This window comes from Sediminimonas qiaohouensis DSM 21189, from assembly GCF_000423645.1.
Lineage (GTDB): Bacteria > Pseudomonadota > Alphaproteobacteria > Rhodobacterales > Rhodobacteraceae > Sediminimonas > Sediminimonas qiaohouensis.
This window is the reverse complement of sequence record NZ_AUIJ01000015.1, coordinates 20,007-44,596: the sequence shown is the minus strand read 5'-3', so window position 1 is coordinate 44,596 and position 24,590 is coordinate 20,007. Positions and strand designations below refer to the sequence as shown.

At 64.3% G+C, this 24,590-nt stretch carries 25 protein-coding genes and 1 pseudogene; 10 read left to right on the top strand and 16 right to left on the bottom strand.

Going from position 1 to position 24,590, the window contains the following annotated elements; genetic code table 11:
- The first annotated feature begins 36 nt into the window (after positions 1 to 36).
- Complete coding sequence (locus G568_RS0112790; RefSeq protein WP_037374105.1) at positions 37 to 660, top strand: LolA family protein; 624 nt, start codon at positions 37 to 39, stop codon at positions 658 to 660.
- 108 nt (positions 661 to 768) lie between these two features.
- Here the strand turns inward: G568_RS0112790 and G568_RS0112785 are convergent, their stop codons facing one another.
- Entirely contained in the window at positions 769 to 1,560 is a 792-nt protein-coding gene (locus G568_RS0112785; protein ID WP_026758412.1) for an alpha/beta hydrolase, read from the bottom strand.
- Between the two features lie 84 nt (positions 1,561 to 1,644).
- On the opposite strand from G568_RS0112785, the gene G568_RS0112780 reads away from it, so the two are divergent.
- The 4 genes from G568_RS0112780 (at position 1,645) to G568_RS0112765 (ending at position 5,357) form a co-directional block, all read left to right on the top strand.
- Entirely contained in the window at positions 1,645 to 3,123 is a 1,479-nt protein-coding gene (locus G568_RS0112780; RefSeq protein ID WP_026758411.1) for an NAD-dependent succinate-semialdehyde dehydrogenase, read from the top strand.
- A 165-nt stretch (positions 3,124 to 3,288) separates the two neighbouring features.
- A complete protein-coding gene (locus G568_RS0112775) occupies positions 3,289 to 3,981 on the top strand; it encodes a phosphatidylserine decarboxylase (protein ID WP_026758410.1) in 693 nt (230 codons plus the stop codon).
- A gap of 4 nt (positions 3,982 to 3,985) precedes the next feature.
- Positions 3,986 to 4,732: a CDP-diacylglycerol--serine O-phosphatidyltransferase gene (gene pssA, locus G568_RS0112770; protein WP_026758409.1), complete on the top strand. Its 747-nt coding sequence runs from the start codon at positions 3,986 to 3,988 to the stop codon at positions 4,730 to 4,732.
- A 1-nt stretch (position 4,733) separates the two neighbouring features.
- Positions 4,734 to 5,357, top strand: a complete 624-nt coding sequence (locus G568_RS0112765; RefSeq protein ID WP_026758408.1) for a class I SAM-dependent methyltransferase — start codon at positions 4,734 to 4,736, stop codon at positions 5,355 to 5,357.
- A gap of 246 nt (positions 5,358 to 5,603) precedes the next feature.
- On the opposite strand, the gene G568_RS20530 is transcribed toward G568_RS0112765, so the two are convergent.
- The 7 genes and pseudogenes from G568_RS20530 to G568_RS0112735 form a co-directional block, all read right to left on the bottom strand.
- Positions 5,604 to 6,011 (bottom strand): DUF934 domain-containing protein, encoded by a 408-nt coding sequence (locus G568_RS20530; RefSeq protein WP_169576960.1) that lies wholly within the window; start codon positions 6,009 to 6,011, stop codon positions 5,604 to 5,606.
- Between the two features lie 33 nt (positions 6,012 to 6,044).
- Positions 6,045 to 6,782, bottom strand: a pseudogene (locus G568_RS20525) (phosphoadenylyl-sulfate reductase); the annotation flags it as partial.
- A complete protein-coding gene (locus G568_RS0112755; protein WP_026758407.1) occupies positions 6,772 to 8,448 on the bottom strand; it encodes a nitrite/sulfite reductase in 1,677 nt (558 codons plus the stop codon). The gene G568_RS0112755 and the pseudogene G568_RS20525, both read right to left, overlap by 11 nt.
- Positions 8,441 to 8,749, bottom strand: coding sequence for a DUF2849 domain-containing protein (locus tag G568_RS0112750; RefSeq protein WP_026758406.1), 309 nt, complete (start codon positions 8,747 to 8,749; stop codon positions 8,441 to 8,443). Before G568_RS0112750 ends, G568_RS0112755 begins: the two co-directional genes overlap by 8 nt.
- A complete protein-coding gene (gene cobA, locus G568_RS18790) occupies positions 8,746 to 9,576 on the bottom strand; it encodes a uroporphyrinogen-III C-methyltransferase (RefSeq protein ID WP_084627400.1) in 831 nt (276 codons plus the stop codon). Before cobA ends, G568_RS0112750 begins: the two co-directional genes overlap by 4 nt.
- A gap of 286 nt (positions 9,577 to 9,862) precedes the next feature.
- Entirely contained in the window at positions 9,863 to 10,330 is a 468-nt protein-coding gene (locus G568_RS0112740; RefSeq protein WP_026758405.1) for an Hsp20 family protein, read from the bottom strand.
- Positions 10,331 to 10,582: 252 nt separating this feature from the next.
- Entirely contained in the window at positions 10,583 to 11,917 is a 1,335-nt protein-coding gene (locus G568_RS0112735) for an amidase (RefSeq protein WP_026758404.1), read from the bottom strand.
- Between the two features lie 46 nt (positions 11,918 to 11,963).
- Between G568_RS0112735 and G568_RS0112730 the strand changes: the two genes are divergently transcribed.
- On the top strand, positions 11,964 to 13,220 hold the full coding sequence (locus tag G568_RS0112730; RefSeq protein WP_026758403.1) for a UbiH/UbiF/VisC/COQ6 family ubiquinone biosynthesis hydroxylase: 1,257 nt from the start codon (positions 11,964 to 11,966) through the stop codon (positions 13,218 to 13,220).
- 12 nt (positions 13,221 to 13,232) lie between these two features.
- Here G568_RS0112730 and G568_RS0112725 read toward each other — a convergent pair whose 3' ends face one another.
- The 5 genes from G568_RS0112725 to G568_RS0112705 form a co-directional block, all read right to left on the bottom strand.
- Positions 13,233 to 13,445 (bottom strand): Trm112 family protein, encoded by a 213-nt coding sequence (locus G568_RS0112725; RefSeq protein ID WP_026758402.1) that lies wholly within the window; start codon positions 13,443 to 13,445, stop codon positions 13,233 to 13,235.
- Positions 13,442 to 14,089 (bottom strand): LON peptidase substrate-binding domain-containing protein, encoded by a 648-nt coding sequence (locus G568_RS0112720; protein ID WP_026758401.1) that lies wholly within the window; start codon positions 14,087 to 14,089, stop codon positions 13,442 to 13,444. Before G568_RS0112720 ends, G568_RS0112725 begins: the two co-directional genes overlap by 4 nt.
- 28 nt (positions 14,090 to 14,117) lie before the next feature.
- Entirely contained in the window at positions 14,118 to 15,038 is a 921-nt protein-coding gene (locus tag G568_RS0112715) for a thioredoxin family protein (protein ID WP_026758400.1), read from the bottom strand.
- Positions 15,039 to 15,103: 65 nt separating this feature from the next.
- Complete coding sequence (locus G568_RS0112710; protein ID WP_026758399.1) at positions 15,104 to 15,892, bottom strand: exodeoxyribonuclease III; 789 nt, start codon at positions 15,890 to 15,892, stop codon at positions 15,104 to 15,106.
- Positions 15,893 to 16,263: 371 nt separating this feature from the next.
- Positions 16,264 to 16,950 (bottom strand): response regulator transcription factor, encoded by a 687-nt coding sequence (locus tag G568_RS0112705; RefSeq protein ID WP_026758398.1) that lies wholly within the window; start codon positions 16,948 to 16,950, stop codon positions 16,264 to 16,266.
- Between the two features lie 160 nt (positions 16,951 to 17,110).
- Between G568_RS0112705 and ribA the strand changes: the two genes are divergently transcribed.
- Together ribA and G568_RS0112695 are read left to right on the top strand one after the other, a co-directional pair.
- Positions 17,111 to 18,205, top strand: a complete 1,095-nt coding sequence (gene ribA, locus G568_RS0112700) for a GTP cyclohydrolase II (protein ID WP_026758397.1) — start codon at positions 17,111 to 17,113, stop codon at positions 18,203 to 18,205.
- Between the two features lie 85 nt (positions 18,206 to 18,290).
- Positions 18,291 to 18,788, top strand: a complete 498-nt coding sequence (locus G568_RS0112695; protein ID WP_026758396.1) for a L,D-transpeptidase family protein — start codon at positions 18,291 to 18,293, stop codon at positions 18,786 to 18,788.
- Positions 18,789 to 18,803: 15 nt separating this feature from the next.
- Here G568_RS0112695 and G568_RS0112690 read toward each other — a convergent pair whose 3' ends face one another.
- Positions 18,804 to 19,457 (bottom strand): YggS family pyridoxal phosphate-dependent enzyme, encoded by a 654-nt coding sequence (locus G568_RS0112690; RefSeq protein ID WP_026758395.1) that lies wholly within the window; start codon positions 19,455 to 19,457, stop codon positions 18,804 to 18,806.
- 179 nt (positions 19,458 to 19,636) lie between these two features.
- On the opposite strand from G568_RS0112690, the gene G568_RS19705 reads away from it, so the two are divergent.
- Positions 19,637 to 21,358: a tetratricopeptide repeat-containing sulfotransferase family protein gene (locus G568_RS19705; protein WP_169576957.1), complete on the top strand. Its 1,722-nt coding sequence runs from the start codon at positions 19,637 to 19,639 to the stop codon at positions 21,356 to 21,358.
- Positions 21,359 to 21,440: 82 nt separating this feature from the next.
- Here G568_RS19705 and G568_RS0112680 read toward each other — a convergent pair whose 3' ends face one another.
- Complete coding sequence (locus G568_RS0112680; RefSeq protein ID WP_026758394.1) at positions 21,441 to 22,409, bottom strand: porin; 969 nt, start codon at positions 22,407 to 22,409, stop codon at positions 21,441 to 21,443.
- Positions 22,410 to 22,675: 266 nt separating this feature from the next.
- Here G568_RS0112680 and G568_RS0112675 point away from each other — a divergent pair, with 266 nt between their 5' ends.
- Positions 22,676 to 23,185 carry a DUF3576 domain-containing protein gene (locus G568_RS0112675; RefSeq protein ID WP_026758393.1) on the top strand — a complete coding sequence of 170 codons (510 nt, stop codon included), beginning with the start codon at positions 22,676 to 22,678 and terminating at the stop codon, positions 23,183 to 23,185.
- Positions 23,186 to 23,192: 7 nt separating this feature from the next.
- Here the strand turns inward: G568_RS0112675 and G568_RS0112670 are convergent, their stop codons facing one another.
- A complete protein-coding gene (locus G568_RS0112670) occupies positions 23,193 to 24,452 on the bottom strand; it encodes a glycosyltransferase (RefSeq protein WP_037374104.1) in 1,260 nt (419 codons plus the stop codon).
- Between the last annotated feature and the right edge of the window lie 138 nt (positions 24,453 to 24,590).

The window sequence follows — 24,590 nt, the reverse complement described above, 5'->3', positions numbered from 1 at the left end:
GGTGAAACGCACCGGGCGAGTATATAGGTGGGTGTCATGACATTTGTTCGATCCCTGTTGCTATCCGGGGTGGCCATGGCCCTGATCGCGCCCGCATCGGCCGAGGCGGAAGAGGCGCAGCCGCTGCCGCTGTCGGAGATTTCCGATTACCTGAACGATCTGCGCCTGGCGCGCAGCCCGTTCACGCAGATCAACGACGATGGCAGCGTCACCACCGGCACCCTTTACATGAACCGCCCGGGCCGGATGCGGTTCGCCTATGACGAGCCGGAGGATACCGTCGTGATCGCCGGCGGTAGCGCGGTGGCCATTTTCGACCCCAAGAGCAACCAGGGGCCGCAGACCTATCCGCTGGACCGCACGCCCTTGTCGCTGATCCTGGCGGAGGATGTGGACCTGTCGAGGAACGGCATGGTCGTGGGCCACGAACGCCGCGGCCCCGCAACGGTGGTAACGGCGCAAGACCCCGAACACCCGGAATACGGCAATATCGAGCTGGTCTTTTCGCACGAGCCGCTGGAACTGCGGCAGTGGGTCATCAACGACGACAGCGGATCAAGCACGACCGTATCTCTGGGCGCGCTAAGCGAGCCGGAGGAGTTGGACGCGTCGTTGTTCAGCATCCAAGTAGAGCAAAGCCGCCGCGAACGGACGCGGTGAACGTTTGATGGTCGCGGCGTGATACTGGCGCGGAATTGTGCCCGCAGGGTGCCGCGGCCCGCCAACGCGCGGCTCCTCATCCCGTTCGCCGACGTCAGCAACACCCCCCTACCCCAATAACCGCGCGACCATGTCGCTGTTCGGATCGGCCAGTGCGTCGATCACGTCGAAATGGTGCCGCTTGGGTACCTCCTCGCACGGTGCGCCCCACGCCTGCGACAGCCACCCCGCCTGATCCAGGAACGCGGGCCGCTCGTCGCCGCCGACCCACACGCTCACCGGCACGCCCTTGCGCGGCTGCATCAACACCGGGCTTTCCGCCTCGGCGCTTTGCTGGTCCAGGTGCAGCGGCTCGGCCATCGATGTTCTCAGAAGCGGCCGCAGGTCCGCCACAGGCGAGATCGGCATCACATGGCTCAGCCGCGCCGCCACCGCGTCCGGCAGGACACCGGGCACCGTCATCCGCGCCACCAAATGCCCGCCCGCCGAATGCCCCGCCAGGGCAATCGGCCCGCCGACCATGCCCGCCGCCACCTCCACCGCGCGCGCGATCTGCGCGGCGATGTCGGCAATCGTCACGTCCGGGCACAGGTCATAAGACGGCATCGCCACCGCCCACCCCCGGCTAAGCGCGCCACCAGCCAGGTGCGACCAAGTGGATTTGTCGAACCTGAGCCAATACCCCCCATGCACGAAAATCATCAATCCGTGCGCCTTTTCCATCGGCAGGAACAGGTCGAACCGCTGGCGCGGACTATCGCCATAGGGAACGTCCAGATCGGCCAACCCCTGTTCCAACAGCCCCTCGCGAAACGCCGCCGCCTCCCGCGCCCAGCGCGGCGGATACGCGTCCGCCCCCTCGATATGGGCGGCATTTGCATAGGCATCATCCAGTTCCACGGCGTGTTCCCCTCCATCTGGTGCTAGACAATGGTAACGCCAGATGGTTTCCCTTTAACAGACCAAAATCAACGGAGTCCCGCCATGACCCAATCCAAAACCGATCTGAAATCACTGCTCAAGGATCCCTCACTTCTGGCCGAGCAGGCATATCTGGCCGGGGACTGGACCGATGGCGCGGGCGGCGCCACCTTTCCGGTCACCAACCCCGCGCGCGGCGACGTGATCGCCAATGTCGCCGACCTGTCGCGCGAACAGGTCGCGCAGGCCATCGCCAAGGCCGAGGCGGCGCAAAAGGAATGGGCGAAATACACCGGCAAGGAACGCAGCGTGATCTTGCGCCGCTGGTACGACCTGATGATGGAAAACCAGGACGACCTGGCCACCATCCTGACCGCCGAACAAGGCAAACCCCACGCCGAGGCCAAGGGCGAGATCGCCTATGGCGCCTCGTTCATCGAGTTCTTCGCCGAAGAGGCCAAGCGCATCTACGGCGAAACCATCCCCGGCCACCAGCGCGACAAGCGCATCACCGTCATCAAGCAGCCGATCGGCGTCGCCGCCTCGATCACGCCATGGAACTTTCCCAACGCGATGATCACCCGCAAGGCCGGTCCGGCGCTTGCGGCGGGCTGTGCCTTTGTAGGGCGCCCCGCGTCCGAGACGCCGCTATCGGCCACGGTGCTGGGCGTTCTGGCCGATCGCGCCGGCATCCCCAAGGGCGTGCTTAGCATCGTGCCTTCCTCGCATGCCTCCGACATCGGCCGCGAATTTTGCGAAAACCCCGCGGTGCGCAAGCTCACCTTCACCGGCTCGACCGAGGTGGGCCGCATCCTGCTGCGGCAAGCCGCCGACAGCGTCATGAAATGCTCGATGGAGCTGGGCGGCAACGCGCCCTTCATCGTGTTCGACGACGCCGATGTCGATGCCGCCGTCGAAGGCGCGATCATGTGCAAGTTCCGCAACAACGGCCAAACCTGCGTCTGCGCCAACCGCCTTTACGTGCAGGACGGCATCTATGACGCCTTCGCCGAAAAGCTGGCCAAACGCGTGTCCGAGATGAAAGTGGGCGATGGCCTGGAAACCGGGACCGAGCTGGGCCCGCTGATCACCCCCGACGCCATCACCAAGGTGCAAGAGCACATCGCCGACGCCACCGCCAAGGGCGCCAAGGTGATCCTCGGCGGCGAGGGCAGCCAGATGCAGGGCAACTTCTTTGGCCCCACCATCGTCACCGACGCCACCCGCGACATGGCCTTTGCGACCGAGGAAACCTTCGGCCCCCTCGCGCCGCTGTTCCGGTTCCATGACGAGGACGAGGTGATCGAGCTGGCCAACGACACGATCTTCGGCCTTGCCAGCTATTTCTACGCCAACGACCTTTCCCGCGTCACCAAGGTGGCCGAGGCGCTGGAATACGGGATCGTCGGCGTCAACACCGGCATCATCTCGACCGAGGTCGCGCCGTTCGGCGGGGTCAAGCAATCGGGGCTGGGGCGCGAAGGCTCGCATCACGGCATCGATGAGTTCATGGAGATGAAATACATCTGCACCTCGGTCTGAGGGTCGGTCTGACTGGCCATTTCCACCCGAAAAACGCAAAGGCGCCGGACCCGCTCGGCGCCTTTGTGCCTTTGCGGCGGCCATAAGGCGGCACGCCGCATTGCCACGGGGCCGGGTCATGGGATAAGCCGTGCCCAACCATAGCTGCCCCCGGATACCGCACCCATGAAAATGACCGACACGTTCATCAAGCCGATGCACCCCGAGGGGCGCCGTTTCGTGGCGATATTCGCCGCCATCGCGGTGGTGCTGTTCCTGATATGGGAACCGCTGGGTTGGCTGGGCGTTGGCGCGACGGTCTGGTGCTACTACTTCTTCCGCGACCCCGTGCGCGCCACCCCTACCGAGGACGGCCTGATCGTCAGCCCCGCCGACGGCGTCGTGTCCCTGATCGAGCCGGCCGTGCCCCCGGCCGAGCTGGGCCTCGGGCCCGAGGCCCTGACCCGCGTCAGCGTATTCATGAACGTGTTCAACTGCCACGTGAACCGCGCCCCGGTCGAAGGCACCGTCACGGCGGTATCCTACCGGCCCGGCAAGTTCCTGAACGCCTCGCTCGACAAGGCCAGCACCGATAACGAGCGCAACAGCCTGGCCATCCAGATGGCAGATGGCCGCCACATCGCAGTGGTGCAGATCGCCGGGCTTGTCGCGCGCCGCATCATGTGCTGGACAGACAAGGGCGCCCACCTGCGCACCGGCGAGCGGTTCGGCCTGATCCGCTTTGGCTCGCGGTTGGACGTGTACCTGCCCGATGGCGTGGCGCCGCTGGTGGCTGTGGGGCAAACCATGATCGCGGGCGAAACCGTGCTGGCCGATCTTGGCCGCGACACCGCCCCGCGCACCGCCCGGATGGAGTAGGCAAATGACAACCGCCCGCCCCAAACGCGAACTCAGGATCGTGCAGCTTTTGCCGAACATGATGACGGTGGCCGCGATCTGTGCCGGCCTGACGGCGATCCGCTTCGCATCGCAGGGCAATTTCAAACTCGCGGTGCAGCTAATTCTGCTCGCCGCCATCCTCGATGGCCTCGACGGTCGCCTTGCGCGCCTTTTGAAAAGCGAAAGCCCGATGGGCGCGGAGCTGGATTCGCTGGCCGATTTCCAGAACTTCGGCATCGCCACCGGCTTGCTGATCTATTTCTGGGCGTTCCAGGACATGCACAACCTGGGCTGGATCGCCGTTGTCGTCTATGCCCTGTGCTGCGTGCTGCGGCTGGCGCGGTTCAACGTGTCCAACAAATCCGATGAACCCGCGCCCGCGCATTTCATCGGCGTGCCCGCCCCAGCCGGGGCGTTCCTTGCGCTGCTGCCGGTGTTCGCCTCGCTCGCGATGGCAAATGACGCGCTGTTTCCGGCGCCCGTCGTCGGTGCGTGGATCATCGCCATCGGTTTTCTCATGATCAGCCGCGTGCCGACCCTTTCGCTCAAGGCGCTGATGATCCGGCGCGGGCAGGTGCGCTATGCCTACGTGGCGTTCATCTGTTTCCTCGGCGCCTTGATCGGCTTTCCCTGGCTCACGCTGACAGGGCTGGGTTTTGCCTATATGATATCGGTGGCGTGGACATGGCGCCGGCACTCACCCACTGCTGAAGACGAACAGGACATCTGACATGGACTTGAACGCGGTCAAATCCTCATACGCCCGTTGGGCGCCCGTCTATGACAAGACCTTCGGCGCCATTACTGAGGGCGGGCGGCGCCGCGCGGTCGCCCATGTCAACACCCGCGGCGGCACCGTGCTTGAGGTTGGCGTCGGCACCGGCCTATCGCTTGAGCATTACGATCCCGCCATCACCGTGACCGGCATCGACTTCAGCGATGAAATGCTTGCCAAGGCCCGGCACAAGGTCGCGCGCCGTGCGCTCGACAATGTCGCATCGCTCAGGCAGATGGACGCGCGCACCCTCGATTTCCCCGATAACAGCTTTGATACAGTGGTGGCGATGCACATCGTGTCGGTGGTGCCCGACCCCGAACAGGTGATGGCCGAGATGGCCCGCGTCTGCAAACCCGGGGGGCAGGTGGTGATCACCAACCATTTCGCCCGCGAAAAGGGCGTCATGGCCGTGATCGAACGCCTGATGGCGCCGTTCGAGAAAACCCTCGGCTGGCATTCCGATTTCCCGCTGACCCGCGTCACCGGCGAATCCAGCCTTCAAATCGTCACCAAGCGGCCGATCCCGCCACTGGGCATGATGACATTCCTGGTCATGGAAAAGGCACCGGCGGGGTAACGTATGTTGCGCCGGGCCGGACAAGGGGGTTTGCCTATTGCTGCCATTAGACATAAAACCCTGCGCGAAATAGCGCCCGCAGGGCGCCGCGCATCGCCGGGCCGCCCCCCGGCACGGCGATTTGGCTGATACCTGCGCAACGCTCTGCGGTTTTTCGGATTTGGCGGGCATAAAATGCCCCGCACAAGCGGTGGATCGCCGCACCGCGGCCCAGCGATGCGCGCTACTGCTGCCCCCTGACTAACACTAGCCCGCCCCGCGCAGCCTGCTCTGGTAATCATGCGCGCGCCAGTCCGCGCGCGCCTGCCATTGCTCCCACGGTTGCCGGCGCGCCAGCTCGGGCGTGATCTCGACCTCGTCGAACCCGGCGCGGCGGGCCATCGCGTATTGATCCGCGATCACGTGACCGGCGGCGCGCAAGCGGCCCGTGAACCCCATCATGCGCAAACGCCGCGCCATGGTGAACCCGCGCCCGTCGGAAAACGCCGGGAACGCGATGCGTATCGCCTCGACACCCTCCAGGCGCCCGATCAGCGCGCTCACATCGGCATCGGACCCCAGGTCCAGCGCCGCCGCACCCGTCTCCTCGGGCGGCTGGAATTCCTCGCCCCGGTCATCTGCGGCAAACCCGGTATCGGTGACGATCACGTTCATCGGCGGCTCCTTGTGTTCTTGCGGCCTGTCATCCGCCACCGGCCCGCGCACCAGCTTGCCGTCGACGAAGTGAATGCCGCATTCTTCCTTGTCCTGCCCACGCCACCGGCCCGCGCGCGGATCTTCTCCGTCCTTCACGCGGCTGGTGCACGGCGCGCACCCGATCGACGGGTACCCCTTCGCCACCAGCGGATGCCGGGGCAGGCGGTTGTTGATCATGTAGTCCTGCACATCGTCCGGCCGCCAATGCGCCAGAGGATTGACCTTGAGGCGCTTGTCGCCCTCGTTCTCAAAGAAATCCAGGTGCGAGCGCGTCTGTCCCTGAAACCGCTTGCGCCCGGTGATCCACGCGTCGAACGGCTCCAGCGCGCGCTCAAGCGGCTCGGTCTTGCGCAGGGCGCAGCAGGCGTCGGTGTCGGCCTTGTGCAGCAGCCTGTCAGGGTCATGCGCGGCCAACGCCTCGGGCCGTGCCCGGATCGTGCGCACGTCGCTCAGACCCAGTTGCGCCGCCACCTCGGCCTGGTAGGCCAGCGTCTCGGCAAACAACATCTGCGTGTCGATGAACAAAACCGGCGTTGACCGGTCCAGCACCGAAATCATGTGCAACAGCACCACCGATTCCGCCCCGAACGACGACACCAGCGCAATGCGCCCCACCGCCGGATCGCTTAGCGCGCGGCGCAACACGGCGATCGCCGCGTGGTTGCGGTAGCCGTCGTTCAGCGCCTCGGCCCGCGCCGCCACTGGCCCTAGTATCGTGTCATGCTGCATCTCGCCGCCTCTGTGCCTGCTCGGGATAGAGCGCATCCTTGAACGGCTGCGCCCCAAGACGCCGGAACACCTGCAAGAATGTCTCGCCCGCATCCTCGCGCAGGTCCAGGTAGGCCAGCACCAGCCGCTCGACCGCCGGCACGATCTCGTCCGCGGAGAACCCCGGCCCGGCGCGCTGCCCGATCACGGTGGTCTCGCTGCCGTCCCCGCCCAGCGTCACCTGGTAGTTCTCGACCCCCGCGCGATCCAGGCCCAGAATGCCGATATGGCCGACATGGTGATGCCCGCACGCGTTGATGCAGCCCGAGATCTTGATCTTTAGCGGCCCCACCTCGTGCTCAAGCTTCAACTCCTCGAACCGCGTCGCGATCTCCTGCGCGATCGGGATCGACCGCGCCGTCGCGAGCGAGCAGTAATCCATGCCCGGGCACGCAATGATATCCGACACCAGCCCCACGTTCGCCGTCGCCAGCCCCGCCTGCTTTAGCGCGGCATGTACCGCCGGCAGGTCGGCCCGGTGCACATGCGACAAGATCACGTTCTGCTCGTGGCTGATGCGCAGCTCGTCATGGCCGTACCGCTCGGCCAAATCGGCCATCACGCGCATCTGCGCTGCGGTGGCATCGCCCGGCGTCGCGCCCTGAGGCTTGAGCGATATCGTCACGATCGCATGGCCCGCATCCGCATGCGCCGCAAGATTGGTATCCGCCCAGGCCCGGAACACCGGGTCGGCGTCGCGCGCGGCAACGAAGGGCGCAATATCGCGCGGCGACAGGTCGGGGCGTTTGAACTGCGCCCTGATATCGGTCAGAAGCGCCTGATCGGCGCCGCTGAACAGCGCGCGCCGCTCGGCAAACGCCTCATTCACAAGCGCGCGGATCGTGTCGATGCCATGCTCGTGCACGGCAATCTTGATGCGCGCCTTGTACTTGTTGTCGCGCCGGCCCAGCAGGTTGTAAACGCTCAGGATCGCCTCGACATAGGGCAGCAGGTCGCGCTCGGGGATGAACGCGGCCAACTCCTGCGCCACCATCGGCGTGCGGCCCAAACCGCCCCCCACGAACACCCGAAAGCCCAGCGCGCCGGCACCGTCCCGGCGCACCTCCAACCCGATATCGTGCGAGCGGATCACCGCGCGGTCATTCGGCGCGCCCGTCACCCCGATCTTGAACTTGCGCGGCAGGAACTGGAACTCGGGGTGGTCGGTGGACCACTGGCGCAGCAATTCGGCATAGGGGCGCGGGTCGGCCACCTCGTCGGCGCTTGCCCCGGCGAAATGGTCGGCGGTCACGTTGCGCACGGTGTTGCCGCTGGTCTGGATGGCGTGCATCCCGACATCGGCCAGCGCCTCAAGGATATCGGGCACATCGCGCAGCTTGGGCCAGTTGTACTGGATGTTCTGCCGCGTCGTGAAATGGCCATAGCCCTTGTCCCACCGATCGGCAATATGGGCCAGTTGCCGCATCTGCCCGCTGTTCAGCGTGCCATAAGGGATCGCCACCCGCAGCATGTAGGCGTGCAACTGCAAATACAGCCCGTTCATCAGGCGCAGCGGGCGAAACTCTTCCTCGGTCAGGGACCCGTCAAGCCGCCGCTCAACCTGCGCGCGGAACTGCTCTACGCGGCCGCGTACATAGGCGTCATCGAATTCGCTGTAATCATACATCGACCAACTCCGTCTGCTTGCCATGCGGATAGTTCGACGGCCCGCGCGCGCGGAACGCCTCGCGGAAATGCACCGGCTCGGGTCCGTTCGGCCCCGGCCGCACATCCGCCAGGTACGCGCCCACGACCTCGCCGGTCTGCCGCTCGGCGTCCAGCAAGCGCACCTGCGCGTGCGCCTCGTCCTCGATCAGTTCCGCCTCGTGCAGGGCGCGCGTCCAACGGTCATCCGCCGTCAGGTATATTACATCGCCTTCGACCAGCGCATTCGCGGTCACGACCTTGGGGGTAAACGCTTTTGTCATGATGCCACCTCTTTCGCACCGGTGATTTCACTAGGCGCCGCCCACGCATCGCGCGGGCGCAATCCATAAAATGTCAGGACAGGCCCCGAAAACGCGGTGCCCTCCACCGTGTCGGCCAGATCGGCCAGCCGCGCCCCTATAACCCGCTGATCGGGGCGCGAGGCGTTCTCGATCAATGTCACCGCGGTATCGGGATCGGCGCCATGCATCATCAGCCGCCCCTGCACGAACCGCGCCGACCGCGTGCCCATGTAGATCGCGGCGACTTCGCCCTCGCGCGCCAAGGCGCGCCAGTCATGTTCGGCAAAGCCGGCCATGTCGTGCCCGGTGATCATTCGCACCGACGAATTGCGCGACCGCTTGGTCAGGCTCTGACCGATCGCCGCCACCCCGGCCGAGGCCGCCGTGATCCCCGGCACGATGCGCCACGCAACGCCCGCCGCGTCGCAGGCGTCGATCTCTTCGTCCAGGCGGCCGAACACCGTCGGATCGCCGGACTTGAGGCGCACCACCCGCGCCCCGCGCAGGGCGTGATCGGTGATCATGCCGTTGATGTCGCCCTGCGCCACCGATGGGCCAAAGCCCTTTTTGCCGGCGCTGATCCGCGTGGCCCGTGCCGGGCACAGCGCCAGCACCTGCGCACTGATCAGCCGGTCGTGGATCACCACATCGGCCGCCTCCAGCGCGCGCAACGCCCCCAGTGTCAGCAAATCCGCATCGCCGGGCCCCGCGCCCACGAAATCGACCCGGCCAGCCGTGGCACCGCGCCCGCCTGCGGCAAACAGGCCACGCAAGATGCGGCTAAGGTATCCAATTGGTCCAGGCATGGGCGACTCCTTCAGCATGCCCATAATATGGGATACTTTCCCGATATTTGCCTAGTATCTCGCGCCAATAAGAACATCTTTCCGCACGTTTCGCGCGTGAAAAACACCTGCCCGGAATCTTCGCGCCCCGCAGTCCGAGCATCCACGGAACGCCCCCACACCGGAACAATCGCGGGCCGCTTTTCCCGCCCCCGGCCCGCAAATGTGGGCTCCGAGACGAAAAAAGGCCCGCAACCCATGGCTGCGGACCTCGATTTCGCTTGAATGATATCCGGTCAGTCGTTGGTCAGTTGACCGGCTTTGCCTCGACCATGTCCTGCTCTTGGCCGGTCTCGGATGTCACCTCGATCCGGCGCGGTTTCAGTGCCTCGGGCACCTCGCGGACCAGGTCGATATGAAGCATCCCATCGGCATGCTTGGCGCCGGTCACGCGCACATGGTCGGCAAGATGGAACCGACGCTCAAACGCCCGCGCCGCGATCCCGCGGTGCAGGAATGTGCGGTCTTCGTCTTCCTCGGCTTTGCGCGCAGTCACGATCAGCGCGTTTTCCTTCACCTCGACATTCAGGTCGTTCATCGAAAACCCCGCCACCGCGATTGAAATGCGATAGGCGTTCTCGTCGATCTTTTCGATGTTGTAGGGCGGATAGGTCGATTGCCCCATGTCGCTGGCAAAGACGCGGTCCATCATGTCGGCGATCTGGTCAAAGCCAACCGATGCCCGGTAGAGCGGTGCAAGGTCAAAGTGTTGCATTGGTCATCCTCCTCTTGAGCGATACCGTTGATATGGCCTTCCCATGTCAGGGACAGGCCGCTTGGTCCGGCCCCTTTTTGGCGACCGGTACCGGAAATTTGGGAATATGCCGGCAGCGTTTCAAGACCTTTATCCGGGCCGGATTTCGGGCCGTCTTGGGCGACTGCATTGCAATGTACGAATCGCACGTTTCAAGCCGCGATGCGTCCGTTTCGGGCAATACGCCGTTCGTGACCCCGCCGCGCGGGGCGCTCACGCGCCGCTCATCAATGCCTGCTCGGCGGCACTGGCAAGGCGCAAAAGCCGCTCTTCGCTGCCCGTTCCACAGATCATGATGCCGCAACTTGGCACCCCTGTGGGCAGTGTCACGGCGCATCCGCCCATCAGGTTCACCACCCGCGTATTGCGCAAAACCCTAAGGTTTTCAGTGACATAATAGTCCGTATCGCTTTGCAGGCGGTCAATCTCGGGCGGCACTGACGGGCAGGTCGGCAGCAGGACGCCATCATACCCGGCCACCCGCGCCGCCCATTGCGCCCGGTATTTCCGCAGCGCGATCCATCCCTCAACATATTCCGGCCCCGTATGCCGCCCCCCAGACCGAAACCGATCCCTGATTCGATGGTCCATCGCCTCGGGATTCGCCTCGATCACGTCGCGCCAGTAGCCGTATGCATCTACCGTAAACAGAACGCCCGACAGCCCCATCGCGTACGCCACTTCGGGGGCTTCAATGGGCTCAACAATCGCGCCGGCATCTTTCAACCTGTTGATAGAGCTTGCAAAAGCACGGTTGGGCCCATCGTCAAGATCATCCAGAACCGCCGTTTGCAGCACCGCAAAGCGCCGCCCCTTTAGCGACGCGCCGCGCAGATCGGGCGCCTTGCCCCCCTCCAGCGCCGCCAGCATCAGGGCCGCATCTTCGACATTGCGCGCCAGCGGGCCGACGGTGTCGAACGTCTCGCACAGCGGCACCACACCCTCCAGGGACAAGCGCCCATGCACCGTTTTCAACCCCACCAGATCGTTCCACGCCGAGGGGATTCGCACCGACCCCCCGGTGTCAGACCCCACCGCAACCGGCGCCAACCCGTGCGCAATACTGGCCGCAGCACCCGAAGACGATCCGCCCGCGACACGCGCGGGGTCGTGCACGCAAGGTGCTGTTTCCGTTTTGGAATTCAGGCCCAGACCCGAAAAAGCCAGCTCGCTCATATGGGTCTTGCCCAGGCACACAAGCCCCGCCGCGGTGGCGTTCTTGAGCACGCGCGCATCGCGCTCCGGCACCCGCCCCTTCAGCAGGGCCGATCCTGCCTCGGTCCCGGTGCCTGCGGTGTCGAACAGATCCTTCCAGCTGACCGGCACCCCGTCGAGCGGCGACAACCGCCGCCCCTCCCTCGCTCTTTGCGCCGCGGCCTCCGCCTCCCCCTCGGCCCGCTCAGGCGTCAGGCGGGCATAGATGCGGTGCGAGAGGGGATGCGCCTGCTCGGCCTCCAAATACGCGCGCGTCAGGACGACCGGGTCAACCTCGCCCCGACCGATGGCGCGACCCAGCTCGCCCGCGCTCATCCACAACCAATCGTTCATAATGGGTCTCCTTCAAACGATTTGGACGGTAGCGGCAGCTCCGCGCATGGACAATCCCGTATCGCTGACCATATTGAAACGCATGACACATGATAGCGACCTCCTGATCGTCGGTGGCGGGCTAAACGGTCCGGCGCTTGCCCTTGCCGCCGCGCGCGCCGGCCTTACCGCCACGGTGATCGACGCACAGCCCGTGGCGCAATTGACCGATGCCGCCTTTGACGGGCGCGCCTATGCGCTGGCGATGTCCTCGGTCCGGTTGCTGCGCAACCTTTGGCTTTGGGATTCGCTGGCCGACAACAGCCAGCCGATGCTTGAGATCAAGGTCAGTGACGGACGCGCCGGCGAGGGGCCGCTTTCCAACTTTTTCCTGCATTTCGATCATGCCGAGATCGAAGAAGGCCCCATGGGGCACATGATCGAGGATCGGTTCCTGCGCCGCGCCCTACAAGACGCGATGGCCGATTGCCCCCCAATCACCCGAATCAACGAAGAGCGCGTTACCGACCAGGAAACGGACAGCACCGGCGTCACCCTGACGCTGGCCTCGGGGCGGGTGCTGCGGGGTCGGGTTCTGATAGGGGCTGACGGGCGCACCTCCGGCACCGCCGCGCGCGCAGGTATCCGGCGCACCGGATGGGATTACGGGCAAACCGCGCTGGTCTGCGCGATCGAACATGAATTGCCCCATAACGGCATCGCGCATCAGTTTTTCATGCCGCCGGGGCCGCTGGCGATTCTGCCACTGCCGGGTAATCGATCATCCATCGTCTGGTCGGAAACGCACGAGAACGCCGCGCGGTTCAACGCCCTGCCCGAGGACGAGTATATCGAGATGCTGCGCCCGCGCTTTGGCGATTTCCTGGGGGATATACGGTTGGCCGGGGGGCGGTTCAGCTACCCGCTCAGCCTGAGCATCGCCAACAGTTTCGTCGGCGATCGGCTGGCGCTAATTGGCGATGCGGCGCACGGGATGCACCCGATTGCGGGTCAGGGCCTGAACGCGGGGCTGCGGGATGTGGCAGCGCTGGCGCAGGTTCTGTCAGACGCCAGCCACCGCGGGGAAGACATTGCCGCGCAGGATGTGCTGGAGCGGTACCAACAATGGCGCCGCTTCGACACTGCGACACTGGCCATGGCGACCGATCTGACGAATCGCCTGTTTTCCAACGATAATCCGCTTCTGCGCATGGGACGCGACTTGGGGCTTGGCGCAGTCAACGCAGTGCCGGCGCTGCGCCGCGGCCTGATCCGCGAAGCGGCGGGCCTGACGGGCGATTTGCCGGAGCTGATGCAGGGCTAAACCCCTCCGCCATCAATCGTCCAACGCGCGCGCCTCGTCGATCAGCATGACGGGGATTCCATCGCGGATCGGATAGGCTAGGTGGCCGCTTTTGCTGATCAACTCTTGCCGCGCGGCATCATATTCCAGACGCCCGCCCGTCTTGGGACAGATCAGCGCCTCAAGCATATGCCGGTCGAAACCTGGCGCGGCGCCTGCGCCTGTCTCTTGCTGTGGTTCGGTCATTGTATGATCTCCTCGGAATCGCCGCCGCGCAAATCGTATTCTATCAGGGTCACCAGCGTCTCGCGCCGCGTCTCAAGGCAGGGCGCCTCAAGCAGGGCCTGTTTGTCCTCTGGATCGAAATCCAACATCATCGACAACGAATTGACCAGTAGTTCGTCATCCGCTTCGCGCAGGGTTTCCCAATCGGTCTGTAACTGGCGGCTGGCAAAATAGCGCGACAGCAGATCCATGAACTCGTCCCGGCGGAACGTGCCATCTTGCTCTTCCTCGCTGCGCAGGTCGCGCTCGAAGCCGTCCCACGACACCTCGCACCGGCGATAGGGGGTAAACCCGTCCACCTCGGTCAGCACCCGGAACCGGGACATGCCCGACAGGGTGATCATATAGCGCCCATCCTCGGTTTCCGAGAATTGCGTGACCCGCCCGGCGCAACCGATCTGTTGCAGGCCCTTGTCGTCGCGCCCGCCGCGCGTGTTCGGCTGCACCATACCGATCAGGCGCTCAGGCGTCTTGAGCGTATCATCCAGCATCGCAAGGTAACGCGGCTCGAAGATATGCAGAGGCAGCCGCGACCGGGGCAGCAAAAGCGCCCCCGGAAGCGGAAAGATCGGGATCATGCGGGGCAAGTCGAGTTGGTTGGTCATCACGAACTAAACTAGCCCGCCCGGCGCCTCAGGCAAACAGGATCGAGCTAAGCTTGCGCCGCCCGTTCAATGCCAGCGGATCATTCGGCTTGAGCGCGTCGAAGATGGTAAAAAGCTGCTGCTTGGCGGCGCCTTCGTTCCAATCGCGATCACGGCGCACGAGTGTCAGCAATTCCTCGATCGCGTCCTCGACCTTGCCATTGGCATAAAGCGCCTGCGCCAGATCGAACCGTGCCTGGTGGTTGTCCGGCTCTGCCTCGACCGCCGCGCGCAGATCTTCCAGCGGCCCGGCCTCTGCGGCCTGACGCGCCAGTTCAAGCTGCGCATGCGCGGCCTCCAGCGGCGCCGCCTCGGAAATCTCGGCCGGGGCACCGTTCAGCACCGCCTCGGCCTGCTCAAGATCGCCAAGCGCGATATGCGCACGCACCAGCCCGCCATAGGCTTCGGCATTGTGCTCGTCCTCGCCCAGAACGGCAGCAAAGGTTTGCGCCGCATCCGCCGCCGCGCCTTCGGTCAGCATCGTCTCGGCGGCCTCGATCGCCTCGGACAGGCCATCACCGCCACCCGCGCCGTCGCCGGCCAGGTCGACACACCGTTTGACGAACGCCTCAACCTCCGACCCGGCGACCGCGCCTTGAAACCCGTCCACCGGCTGTCCTTGCCAAAAGGCATAGACCGTCGGGATCGACTGAACACGCAACTGCCCGGCGATCGACTGGTTCTGGTCCACGTTCACCTTGGCCATCTTGACCGCACCCTTGGCCGCGGTCACAGCCGCCTCAAGCTGCGGGCCCAGCGTCTTGCACGGGCCGCACCACGGCGCCCAGAAGTCCACGATCACCGGCACCGTTTTCGATGCTTCGACAACCTCGGCCATGAAATCGGCCTCGGACACGTCCTTGATAAGATCACCCGCCGCGGCGGGCTGGTTTTGCCCTAGTTCCAGCATGTCTTTCACCCTTCAAATCAGTTGCCCCCTATATGAGGGTCAACGCGGCGGATTCAAAGCCCCGATCACAGATCAAAGGTCGCGAATACCGGCGCGTGGTCGCTGGGCTTTTCCCATCCTCTCACACTGCGCAAGATACGGCTCCCGTGGGCGGCGTTGCTGATATCCGGCGTCGCCCAGATATGGTCCAACCGCCGGCCCTTATCGGCCGCATCCCAATCGCGCGCGCGGTAGGACCACCACGAATATAGCTGCCCCTCGGGGATGTCCTGCCGGGTGACATCAACCCATTTCGCCGCATCCTGCGCATCGCCCAGGTGCTCGACCTCGATTGGCGTGTGGCTGACGACCTTCAGCAACTGCTTGTGGCTCCAGACATCATCCTCGCGCGGGGCGATGTTGAGATCGCCAACAAGGATGGATTTCCCGGCCCCTTCGCGGTGAAACCAATCGCGCATGTCCGTCAGGTAATCCAGTTTCTGGCCAAACTTCTCGTTGATCGTGCGATCGGGTTTGTCGCCCCCGGCGGGCACATAGAAATTGTGGATCACAACACCGTTTTCCAACCGCACCGCCACGTGGCGCGCGTGCCCCAGCCCCGCGAAATCCAGCTCGCCCATGTCCTCCAGCGGGGTCTTCGACAGGATCGCCACGCCGTTGTAGCCCTTCTGCCCGCGCGCGATCATGTGGCCATAGCCCAACTCGCGGAACCGCTCCAACGGGATCTTGTCCACCGGCGATTTGCACTCCTGCAGGCAAAGAACGTCGGGGGCCTCCTGCTCCAGCAGCCGGCAAACCAGCCCCTCGCGCAGACGGACCGAGTTGATGTTCCATGTGGCAAGGGTAAACGGCATTTGGTACCTCCGCGGGATTTACGTTGCCGATGGCCTAGCACAGCCGCGCCAAAAGCGGGAGAGGGCCGCGCCCCATTTGTTCGCCCCTTGGCACCGGACCCGCCACCCGTGCGGCGCGACTCTTCCAATGATTGAATCCCGGCGTGCGCTTCGGCACCCTCAGCGCCGCAATCCCACGAACGGCATGTTTCCGGTGACACTTGCCCGAAACATGCCCGTTAACCAAAAAAAGGCCCCGGCGTCGCCGGGGCCAGTCCAACAGGGAGGTGCATGCGATAACCCGCACATGCAACGGGATTCCGTATTGGTAACCTATTCTCAGAATACCACTTTGATCTGTGACAAGAAATAGTCCCGCAAACAGTGTTTTTCTATGTTGCCAATTTGTAACCGCCCCCTTCGGTCACCAACAGGCGCGCATTCGAGGGGTCCGGCTCGATCTTCTGCCGCAACCTATAGATGTGCGTCTCGAGCGTATGGGTCGTCACCCCGGCGTTGTAGCCCCAGACCTCGTGCAACAGCACCTCGCGGGGCACGACACCGTCATCCGTGCGGTAGAGATACTTCAGGATGTTGGTTTCCTTCTCGGTCAGCCTGATCTTGCGCTCGTCGTCCGTCACCAGCATCTTCATTGCGGGCTTGAACGTATACGGACCAAGCTGAAATACCGCATCTTCGCTTTGCTCGTGCTGGCGCAATTGGGCACGAATACGCGCCAAAAGGACGGGGAATTTGAAAGGCTTCGACACATAATCATTCGCGCCCGCATCCAGCCCCAGGATGGTATCGGCATCGCTGTCGTGCCCCGTCAGCATGAGAACCGGACTTTTCAGGCCCTGCTTGCGCAGCACACGGCACAACTCGCGCCCGTCCGTATCAGGCAGACCCACATCGAGGATAACCAGGTCATACAACCCTTCCTTGGCGCGGCTCATCGCCTCGGCGCCATTGGCCGCTTCGAATACGTCGAAATCCTCGGTCATGACCAGTTGCTCGCTCAACGCTTCGCGCAGGTCGTCGTCGTCATCAACCAGAAGGATTTTCCTGAGCTGTCCCATCGGTTCACTCCTTTGCTTTCTGTACAAGACTTGCGCCCTCGCACCGTCTCCGGCAAGGCAGGTGTAACTCGTTTCACGCTGTCGTGTTCTTACGTGGGTAAAATGTTCCAAAATGAAACATGACGCGCTAGATGAGGTGCACCTAATACGCGGACCAGTCATGAGCTTTGCCCCCAACACCACCGAAATTCTGTCGCGCGCCCGCGCCGACCTGCGGATGGGCGTGCCCGTCGTGTTGACGGCGCATGGCGGGGGTGTTCTCGTCCTGGCTGCGGAAACGCTCAGCAAGGAGCGTCTGCAAGACCTGCGCGCCCTTGGTGGCACGCCGGTGTTGGCGATCACCACGCGACGCGCCGAAACGCTCAAGGCGCGCCCCTACGACGGTGACTTGGCCCGCGTCCTGCTGCCGGGCGATGCCGGGCTGGCTTGGATATCGGCGGTGGCTGATCCGGCGGGCGATCTGGCCTCGCCGATGAAAGGCCCACTGCAAAGCGAACGAAGCGGCGATGCGACACTCCACCGCTTGGCCTTACGGCTAGCCAAATCGGCACACATCTTGCCCGCCGCCGTGGTCGTGGATCTGCCCGATCCACACGCCTTTGCCCGCGATCAGCACCTGACGCTGATCAACATGGATACCGCCGGGCCCCTACTGACGGCGCCCGCGCATCCTCATAACGTGGTTAGCGCCCGCTTGCCCGTCGCCGCCGCACCCGAGGGCGGACGCCTGCACATCTACCGCCCCGATGACGGCGGCGAAGAACATTACGCCTTCGAAATTGGCAAACCGCACCGCGATGCGCCGGTTCTTGCGCGCATTCACTCCGCCTGTTTCACCGGCGATGTTATGGGCAGCCTGAAATGCGATTGCGGCCCGCAACTGCGCGGCGCACTGGCCCAGATGGGCGAGGAGGGCGAAGGCGTTCTTCTCTACCTCAACCAGGAAGGGCGCGGCATCGGCCTGGCCAACAAGATGCGCGCCTACGCGCTTCAGGATCAGGGCTTTGATACCGTCGAGGCCAATCACCGCCTCGGATTCGAGGATGACGAGCGCGATTTCCGACTTGGCGCCGAAATCCTAAAATCCATGGGGTTCTCATCGGTTCGGCTGCTGACCAACAACCCGCGCAAGATTGAAATGATGGAAAAGTACGGCATCACCGTCACCGAACGCGTGCCGCTGAAACTGGGCGAAACCGCACAAAACCGCGCCTACCTGGCCACCAAGGCCGCAAAATCGGGGCACCTGCTATGATATGCGCTTCTTCTGGCCAAAAATATCCCGGGGGAGTCGCGGCACCCCGCGACGGGGGCAGAGCCCCCGATACCGGCGGCCGCCCATGACCCCCGCCGACCTGGTCCTCACCCCCACCGGGCTGCGCTTCATGGGGCGGCGGTTTCCCTGCGTCATCGGGCGCGGCGGCCTGACCTGCACCAAACGCGAAGGCGACGGCGCGACGCCCATCGGCACGCACCGGATCAACGGAATGCTCTATCGCCCCGATCGCATGGCGTGCCCGGCCCCTTGGGCGGTCCCCATCCGTCCCGGCGATCTGTGGTCCGATGACGCCGCGCACGCGGATTACAACCTTCTGGTGCGCGCGCCCTACCCCCACAGCCACGAATGCCTGCGCCGCGCCGATCCACTCTATGATCTCATAATGCTCACCGACTGGAACTGGCCACATGCCACGCGCGGCGCCGGATCTGCGATCTTCCTGCACCAATGGCGGCGGCCGGGCTACCCGACAGAAGGCTGTGTCGCGTTCCGGCGCGACCACCTGCATTGGATCGCCGCGCACGTCACGCCGCGAACACGTCTGATCGTGCGGGCCTGACCGCGTGCGCGCGCGTCAATCGTAATCACGTTCGCCAAAAATGGCGCTGCCCACGCGCACATGCGTCGCGCCAAGGGCGATCGCGCGCTCGAAATCGCTGCTCATGCCCATCGACAGGCCGTCCAGCCCGTTGCGCTCCGCGATCTTGCCAAGGAGCGCAAAATGTAGCGACGGTTCTTCCTCGACAGGCGGGATACACATCAGGCCCCGCACCGGCAGATCCAGACGGCGGCATTCGGCTATGAAATCATCCGCATCGGTTGGCATCACGCCGGCCTTTTGTTCCTCTTCGCCGGTATTCACCTGGATGAACACCTCGGGGCAGCGCCCCTCCTCCTGCGCCAGCCGTGCGATGGTTTTGGCCAGCTTGGGCCGATCGACCGAGTGGATCGCCTGGAACAAGTCGAACGCCTGCCGCGTCTTGTTGGTCTGTAGCGGCCCGATCAGGTGCAACTCGATCCCGTCGAAGCGCTCGCGAAACTCCGGCCACTTGCCTGCGGCTTCCTGCACCCGGTTTTCGCCGAATACGCGGTGCCCCTGCTCCAGAACCGCCTCGACGCGGGCGTTTGGCTGCACCTTGGATACGGCGATCAACGTTACGCTGTCCGGCGCACGGCCCGCGTCGTCGCAGGCTTTGGCGATCCGGTCCTGAATATCGTTCAGCGGCATGGCTCTTTTCCCCTCGCTCCACCCTTTTGGCGCAACAAACACCTTTGACGCACCATTGAAAAGGGGACAACGGCCATTGTCATTGATGACATGCCCCCACCCGGTATAGTCGCAGAGCAAATCATCGCAACAAAGGCGCACCCATGGCCCCGCATCCCCAGACCGTTTCAGAAAAGATCATGACGCAACTGAATGCGGGGCAGTTCAAGGGCGCGTTCAAAACAGCCAAGGCCGCCACGCGGCAATTCCCGAAAGAGCCGTATTTCTACAACCTGGCCGGTCTTGCGCAGGCCCAGATGGGGGACGAGCGCGCCGCGATCCCGTTCTTTCGGCAGGCGCTAAAGATGGCGCCGGGCAACCGCGATGTGCAGAACAACCTGGTGCAGGCCCTGATCAGCACCGGCCAGAACGCGCGCGCGCTATCGCTGTTGGAAAAGCTGCTGCCGAAGCGGCCCGACACCTCGCACGTTCTGTATCTGAGCGGCATGGCGCGGATGCGCAGCGGTGATTATCCCGGTGCATTGGCGGATCTGGACAAGGCCGTGGCGGAGGATCCCCGCAACGCCGCCGCGCTCAACCTGCGCGGGGTGGTGCGGCAGGAGATGAAGCAAGAGCAAGAGGCCCTCACCGACTACGAGGCATCCATCGCGATCGAGCCGAACGCCCCCGACACCTTGTCGAACCTCAGCCTTCTTCTGGGTCAGCTTCACCGCGAGGAAGACGCCATCGCCGCGTCCGAGAAGGCGCTGGCGATCAATCCCAACCATTTCGCCGCGCTTGAGGGGTATGCCATCCTGCTCAACCAGATGGGCCGGCGGCAAGAGGCGCTGGCAACACATGAACGCATCCTGGCCCTTTATCCCCATCACGCCGAATCGCTGTTCGAGGTGTCGCACCTGCATGCGGCCGAGGATCACGACGCGACGCTGGCCCGCGTGGATGCGGCGATCGCCAAGGCGTCCAAATCCTCGCCCGACATGGGCTTTCTCGCCTTCGCTAGGGCCAGCCTTCTGCAGCAGGCGGGCGATATAGACGGATCGGACCTGTGGTATCGCAAGGGCAACGACGTGTTCGCGCGGCATCGTCCCTTTGCCAAGGATCTGGCCGTCGCCGAAAAGGACGACATCCTTTCGCTGTTCGCCGGGGGCACCCCCCTGCCCGAGGGTCCGACGCAAGAGCCGGTGCCGATCTTCATCCTTGGCCTGCCACGGTCCGGCACCACCCTGACCGAACAGATGATTTCCTCGCACCCCGACGTTTACGGCGCGGGGGAACTGGCCGCGGCGGGGCGGCTGGCGCGCGCGCACCTGGATGCCGGTGGCCCGTTCGACGCGGAGGCGGCCGCGCGATTCGCGCAGGAGTATCGCGCCGCGCTTCCGCCCATGCCCGAGGGCACCCGCGCCTTTGTCGACAAGATGCCTTCGAATTACCGGCTTGTGGGGATGCTTCTGGCGGCGTTTCCCAACTGCGTAATCCTTCACATGCGGCGCGATCCGCGCGATGTGGGCCTATCGATGTGGCGCACGTATTTTTCCAGCCCGGCCATGTCCTTCACCTTTGATCAGGCGGCGACCGCGCTGCAAATCAACCTCTATCGGGATTACATGGATCATTGGAAGGCAATGTTCGGCGCGCGGATTACCGATGTCGATTATGCCGACCTGGTCACTAACCCCGAGGGCGGTAGCAAGATGCTGGCCGAGGCCTGTGGCCTGCCATGGGTGGAAGACATGGCCCTGCCTGAACGCAACCGCCGGGCCGTGCGCACCGCCAGCGTCAACCAGGTTCGCCAGGGGGTGCATACGCGCTCGGTCGGGGGGTGGCGGGATCACCGCGATGCGCTGTCGGAGCTGCTGACCGGGATCGACCCGGCGCGCTGGCCCGATCTGCCACAGGAATAGCCCCACGCAAAAACCGAACGCACAAAAGAAAAGGGCAGGTCCGAAGACCTGCCCTTCTTTGGGTCGTCTCGTTTCTGACGGATCAGAAGGAGAACTGAACACCCAGGTCGGCACGGGTGGTGCCGGCGGTATCTGCGATACCGCCGCGGACGGATGCGCCGCCGCCGAGGTCGTGGACAACACCAACACCCATGTTCTCATCACCGGTGAAGCCGTTCAGGGCTTCGTCGTGGTTGATGTAGGCCGACACGGAGGTCGCTGCGCCAACGTCGAAGGAGGCTGCGAGGCCGTACTTCATGGTGTTGCTGTTGGCAATCATGTTGCCGTTGTCAGCAACCTGCAGCGTCACGTTCGCGGGGCCAAAGGTGCCCGATGCGGTCAGAGCCCACTCGTTGTCGCCAGATTGGTTGCTGTCCTGCAGAGCCAGTGCGGCGCTGTAGTCGCCGAAGCTGTAAGCAACCCAACCTGCGGTGCGCTCGGTCGTGCCGTTAAAGCCATAGCCGTTCTGCTTCATGCTGTGCGACAGGTGTGCGCTGAAGTCGCCAGCGGAGTACTTGATGTCGACGCCCTGACGGCCGTTTCCGCCGGACGTGTAGAGGTCACCAGCGTAGTTATAGACGACGTTGGCATAGCCCAGGCCGGTCAGGCCAACGGAGCCAGCATACATGCCGGGCATGAATTCCAGGGCACCCTGAACGTGACCCATGGAGATTTCCAGACCGCCGGTGGAGACCCAGAAGCGCGGGCTGTTGAAGCCGCCGTGGCCGCCCACTACAGCACCGGACCCCATCGCAGTAACCGATGTTGCGCTGTAGCCCGAAGTGCCTTCGTTGGCCTGGTAACGGATCTGCGAGCCAAAGGTCAGGCCGCCATCGGATTCGGTGGTGGCGGTGACGACCAGACGGAACCGGCTTTCGATGCGAGTTTCGTCGCCGACACGGCCTTCGACGTGGTCAACACCCCAGCGAGCATAGCCGCCAAAGGATACGTCTGCGGCTGCGACGCCAGCGGTGGCGACCAGGGCAGTCGTTGCGAAGAGAATCTTTTTCATGGTTTTTCCCTCGGTTTTCATTCAAGCGCCCCAAACCGGAGAATCCAGATTGGGTATGGCAATCGTTTCGCTCTTTTCGGGGGCAGTTGGCAAGTATCCGGGGCCCTCGCGCCACAATGCCCTGTCGGATGATGCAGCTTTGCCACACCCATGCTTTTGGGCAGACCCGCGCGGCCGGCAACCCCTCGCGCGGGGGCGAGTATATCCTTGCTCCCTTGCGGGCGGTTGTTTAGGACAGGACAGAACGGATATTCAGGGGCGGTGCCATGACCATGACTCGCATTGTGAAACCCATCGCGCTTGGCGCGCTGCTGCTGTCGCTGGCGGCCTGTGGCGGCGGTGGCCTTTTCGGCGGCGGGCAGGGCGATGAGGGGCAGGAGGGCACCGGCGACGCCCCCAAGGCCACCAACTCCCGCGTCGAAGCACAGACCGGCGGCTCCAGCCTGTGGGATCTGTTCCGCAAGCAGAACCCGGATGTCACCGTGGCGGTCAACCGCTACCTGTGGAACGGCACGCTGGACGTGCTGAACTTCCTGCCGCTGGAATCGGTCGATCCGTTTACCGGCGTGATCGTGTTCGGCTATGGCACCCCGCCGGGCGGCGGGCGCGCCTATCGCGGCACCGTCTATATCAAGGATCCCGCGCTTGATGCGCGGTCGCTGGTTGTCGCGCTGCAAACGCGGCGCGGTCCCGTCGATGCCGCCACGCAACGCGCGATCGAGGATGCGATCCTTGCGCGGGCACGGCAATTGCGAATCGCAGACCGGAAGTTCTGATACCTGCTTAGTCGCCCACCGTTCCGGGCGTCATCGCCGCGAGCCGGTCCACCCACCGCATCTGCGCGGGCAGGCACACCGTTTCCAGATCATAATGCTGGCGCACATGCGCGCGCGCGGCGCGGCCCAGCCTTTCGCGCGCCTCGGGGTCATCGAGCAACCCGCACACCGACGCGATCAACGCGTCCTGGTCGAAAAACCCCGTCAGCAGCCCTGTCTCGCCGTCCGCGATCACCTCGCGCACCGGGGCGGTGTCGCTGGCGACGATGGCCGCGCCCACGCTCATCGCCTCCAGCAACGACCAGCTCAGGACAAAGGGGTAGGTCAGGTAGACATGCACCCGGCTGACCGCCAGAAGCGTGGCGAATCGATCATAGGGCAGCTTGCCCATGAAATGCACGCGGGCCCAATCCGCGTCGGGGAGCTGCGCGCGCACCTCGTCGATGAAAACCTGTTTCCACGTCTGCCCCTCGGGCGGGCGCGAGCCATAGCTGACCCCGTCACCCCCCACGATCAGAACCTGCGCGCGCGGGCGTTCCCGTAATAGCCGTGGCAAGGCACGCATGAACACGTGATAGCCGCGATAGGGCTCAAGGTTGCGGTTGACGAAAGTAATCACCTCATCCTCGCGCGTCACGCGCCCTCCTTCGGGCAGATGCAGCGCCACTGACCTGTCAGGCCACAGCAGATCAGTGGGAACCCCGTCATGGATCACGCTGATACGCTCGCGGAACTCGGGCGGATATGTGTCCGCCTGGAACCGGGTCGGGCTGATCCCCAGATCGCCCACCGGCAGGTGCAGCCGGTTGTTCAGGTTCTTGAGGCGGATGCGCAGCGCCTCGCCCGGCCCGACCTCGCGCATGAACTCGGGATCAAAAGCCATGTGATCCCCGTCCGAGCGGTGAAACAGTTCATAATAGAGCCCGATGCGCGCCTCGGGCCAGACATCGCGCAGGAACATCGCCTCGCCCCAGCCGGGATGCGCCACGATGATATCGGGGGTGAACCCCTGATCGCGCAGCGATAGCGCCGCGTAAAAACAGGCCTCCCCGCGGGTTACCTTGGTGTCCAGATCGATCAGCCACGGATGCACATGTTGCCGGCGGCTTTCCGGCAGGGCATAGGGCAAGACCTGCACACCGTTCCACCTGATGGGTTTTTCCACCCGCAACGTCAGCGCCACACAGCGATGCCCCCCAGCCGCCAGCGCCGGCGCCAGATGCTTGAACTGTCCGGGAAAATTCTGGTGTATGAAGAGGATGTTCATGGGGATTGGCCGCGTGGTCATGATGGGACTGCCCCCTTATACCCCGCTCAGGCCCACTGCATAGCGCTGCATTTTTGCGCCAAACCCCTAGACCATCGTGTCAAGCCCGCCTATCACCCGCTGGTAATATGTCGCCCG

Bases quoted from the DNA above. Each gene is read 5' to 3' on its own strand.
- G568_RS0112790 (WP_037374105.1), top strand. From the start codon at position 37: ATGACATTTGTTCGATCCCTGTTGCTATCCGGGGTGGCCATGGCCCTG.
- G568_RS0112780 (WP_026758411.1), top strand. From the start codon at position 1,645: ATGACCCAATCCAAAACCGATCTGAAATCACTGCTCAAGGATCCCTCA.
- G568_RS0112775 (WP_026758410.1), top strand. From the start codon at position 3,289: ATGAAAATGACCGACACGTTCATCAAGCCGATGCACCCCGAGGGGCGC.
- pssA (WP_026758409.1), top strand. From the start codon at position 3,986: ATGACAACCGCCCGCCCCAAACGCGAACTCAGGATCGTGCAGCTTTTG.
- G568_RS0112765 (WP_026758408.1), top strand. From the start codon at position 4,734: ATGGACTTGAACGCGGTCAAATCCTCATACGCCCGTTGGGCGCCCGTC.
- G568_RS20530 (WP_169576960.1), bottom strand. From the start codon at position 6,011: ATGAACGTGATCGTCACCGATACCGGGTTTGCCGCAGATGACCGGGGC.
- G568_RS0112755 (WP_026758407.1), bottom strand. From the start codon at position 8,448: ATGTATGATTACAGCGAATTCGATGACGCCTATGTACGCGGCCGCGTA.
- G568_RS0112750 (WP_026758406.1), bottom strand. From the start codon at position 8,749: ATGACAAAAGCGTTTACCCCCAAGGTCGTGACCGCGAATGCGCTGGTC.
- cobA (WP_084627400.1), bottom strand. From the start codon at position 9,576: ATGCCTGGACCAATTGGATACCTTAGCCGCATCTTGCGTGGCCTGTTT.
- G568_RS0112740 (WP_026758405.1), bottom strand. From the start codon at position 10,330: ATGCAACACTTTGACCTTGCACCGCTCTACCGGGCATCGGTTGGCTTT.
- G568_RS0112735 (WP_026758404.1), bottom strand. From the start codon at position 11,917: ATGAACGATTGGTTGTGGATGAGCGCGGGCGAGCTGGGTCGCGCCATC.
- G568_RS0112730 (WP_026758403.1), top strand. From the start codon at position 11,964: ATGGACAATCCCGTATCGCTGACCATATTGAAACGCATGACACATGAT.
- G568_RS0112725 (WP_026758402.1), bottom strand. From the start codon at position 13,445: ATGACCGAACCACAGCAAGAGACAGGCGCAGGCGCCGCGCCAGGTTTC.
- G568_RS0112720 (WP_026758401.1), bottom strand. From the start codon at position 14,089: ATGACCAACCAACTCGACTTGCCCCGCATGATCCCGATCTTTCCGCTT.
- G568_RS0112715 (WP_026758400.1), bottom strand. From the start codon at position 15,038: ATGCTGGAACTAGGGCAAAACCAGCCCGCCGCGGCGGGTGATCTTATC.
- G568_RS0112710 (WP_026758399.1), bottom strand. From the start codon at position 15,892: ATGCCGTTTACCCTTGCCACATGGAACATCAACTCGGTCCGTCTGCGC.
- G568_RS0112705 (WP_026758398.1), bottom strand. From the start codon at position 16,950: ATGGGACAGCTCAGGAAAATCCTTCTGGTTGATGACGACGACGACCTG.
- ribA (WP_026758397.1), top strand. From the start codon at position 17,111: ATGAGCTTTGCCCCCAACACCACCGAAATTCTGTCGCGCGCCCGCGCC.
- G568_RS0112695 (WP_026758396.1), top strand. From the start codon at position 18,291: ATGACCCCCGCCGACCTGGTCCTCACCCCCACCGGGCTGCGCTTCATG.
- G568_RS0112690 (WP_026758395.1), bottom strand. From the start codon at position 19,457: ATGCCGCTGAACGATATTCAGGACCGGATCGCCAAAGCCTGCGACGAC.
- G568_RS19705 (WP_169576957.1), top strand. From the start codon at position 19,637: ATGACGCAACTGAATGCGGGGCAGTTCAAGGGCGCGTTCAAAACAGCC.
- G568_RS0112680 (WP_026758394.1), bottom strand. From the start codon at position 22,409: ATGAAAAAGATTCTCTTCGCAACGACTGCCCTGGTCGCCACCGCTGGC.
- G568_RS0112675 (WP_026758393.1), top strand. From the start codon at position 22,676: ATGACCATGACTCGCATTGTGAAACCCATCGCGCTTGGCGCGCTGCTG.
- G568_RS0112670 (WP_037374104.1), bottom strand. From the start codon at position 24,452: ATGAACATCCTCTTCATACACCAGAATTTTCCCGGACAGTTCAAGCAT.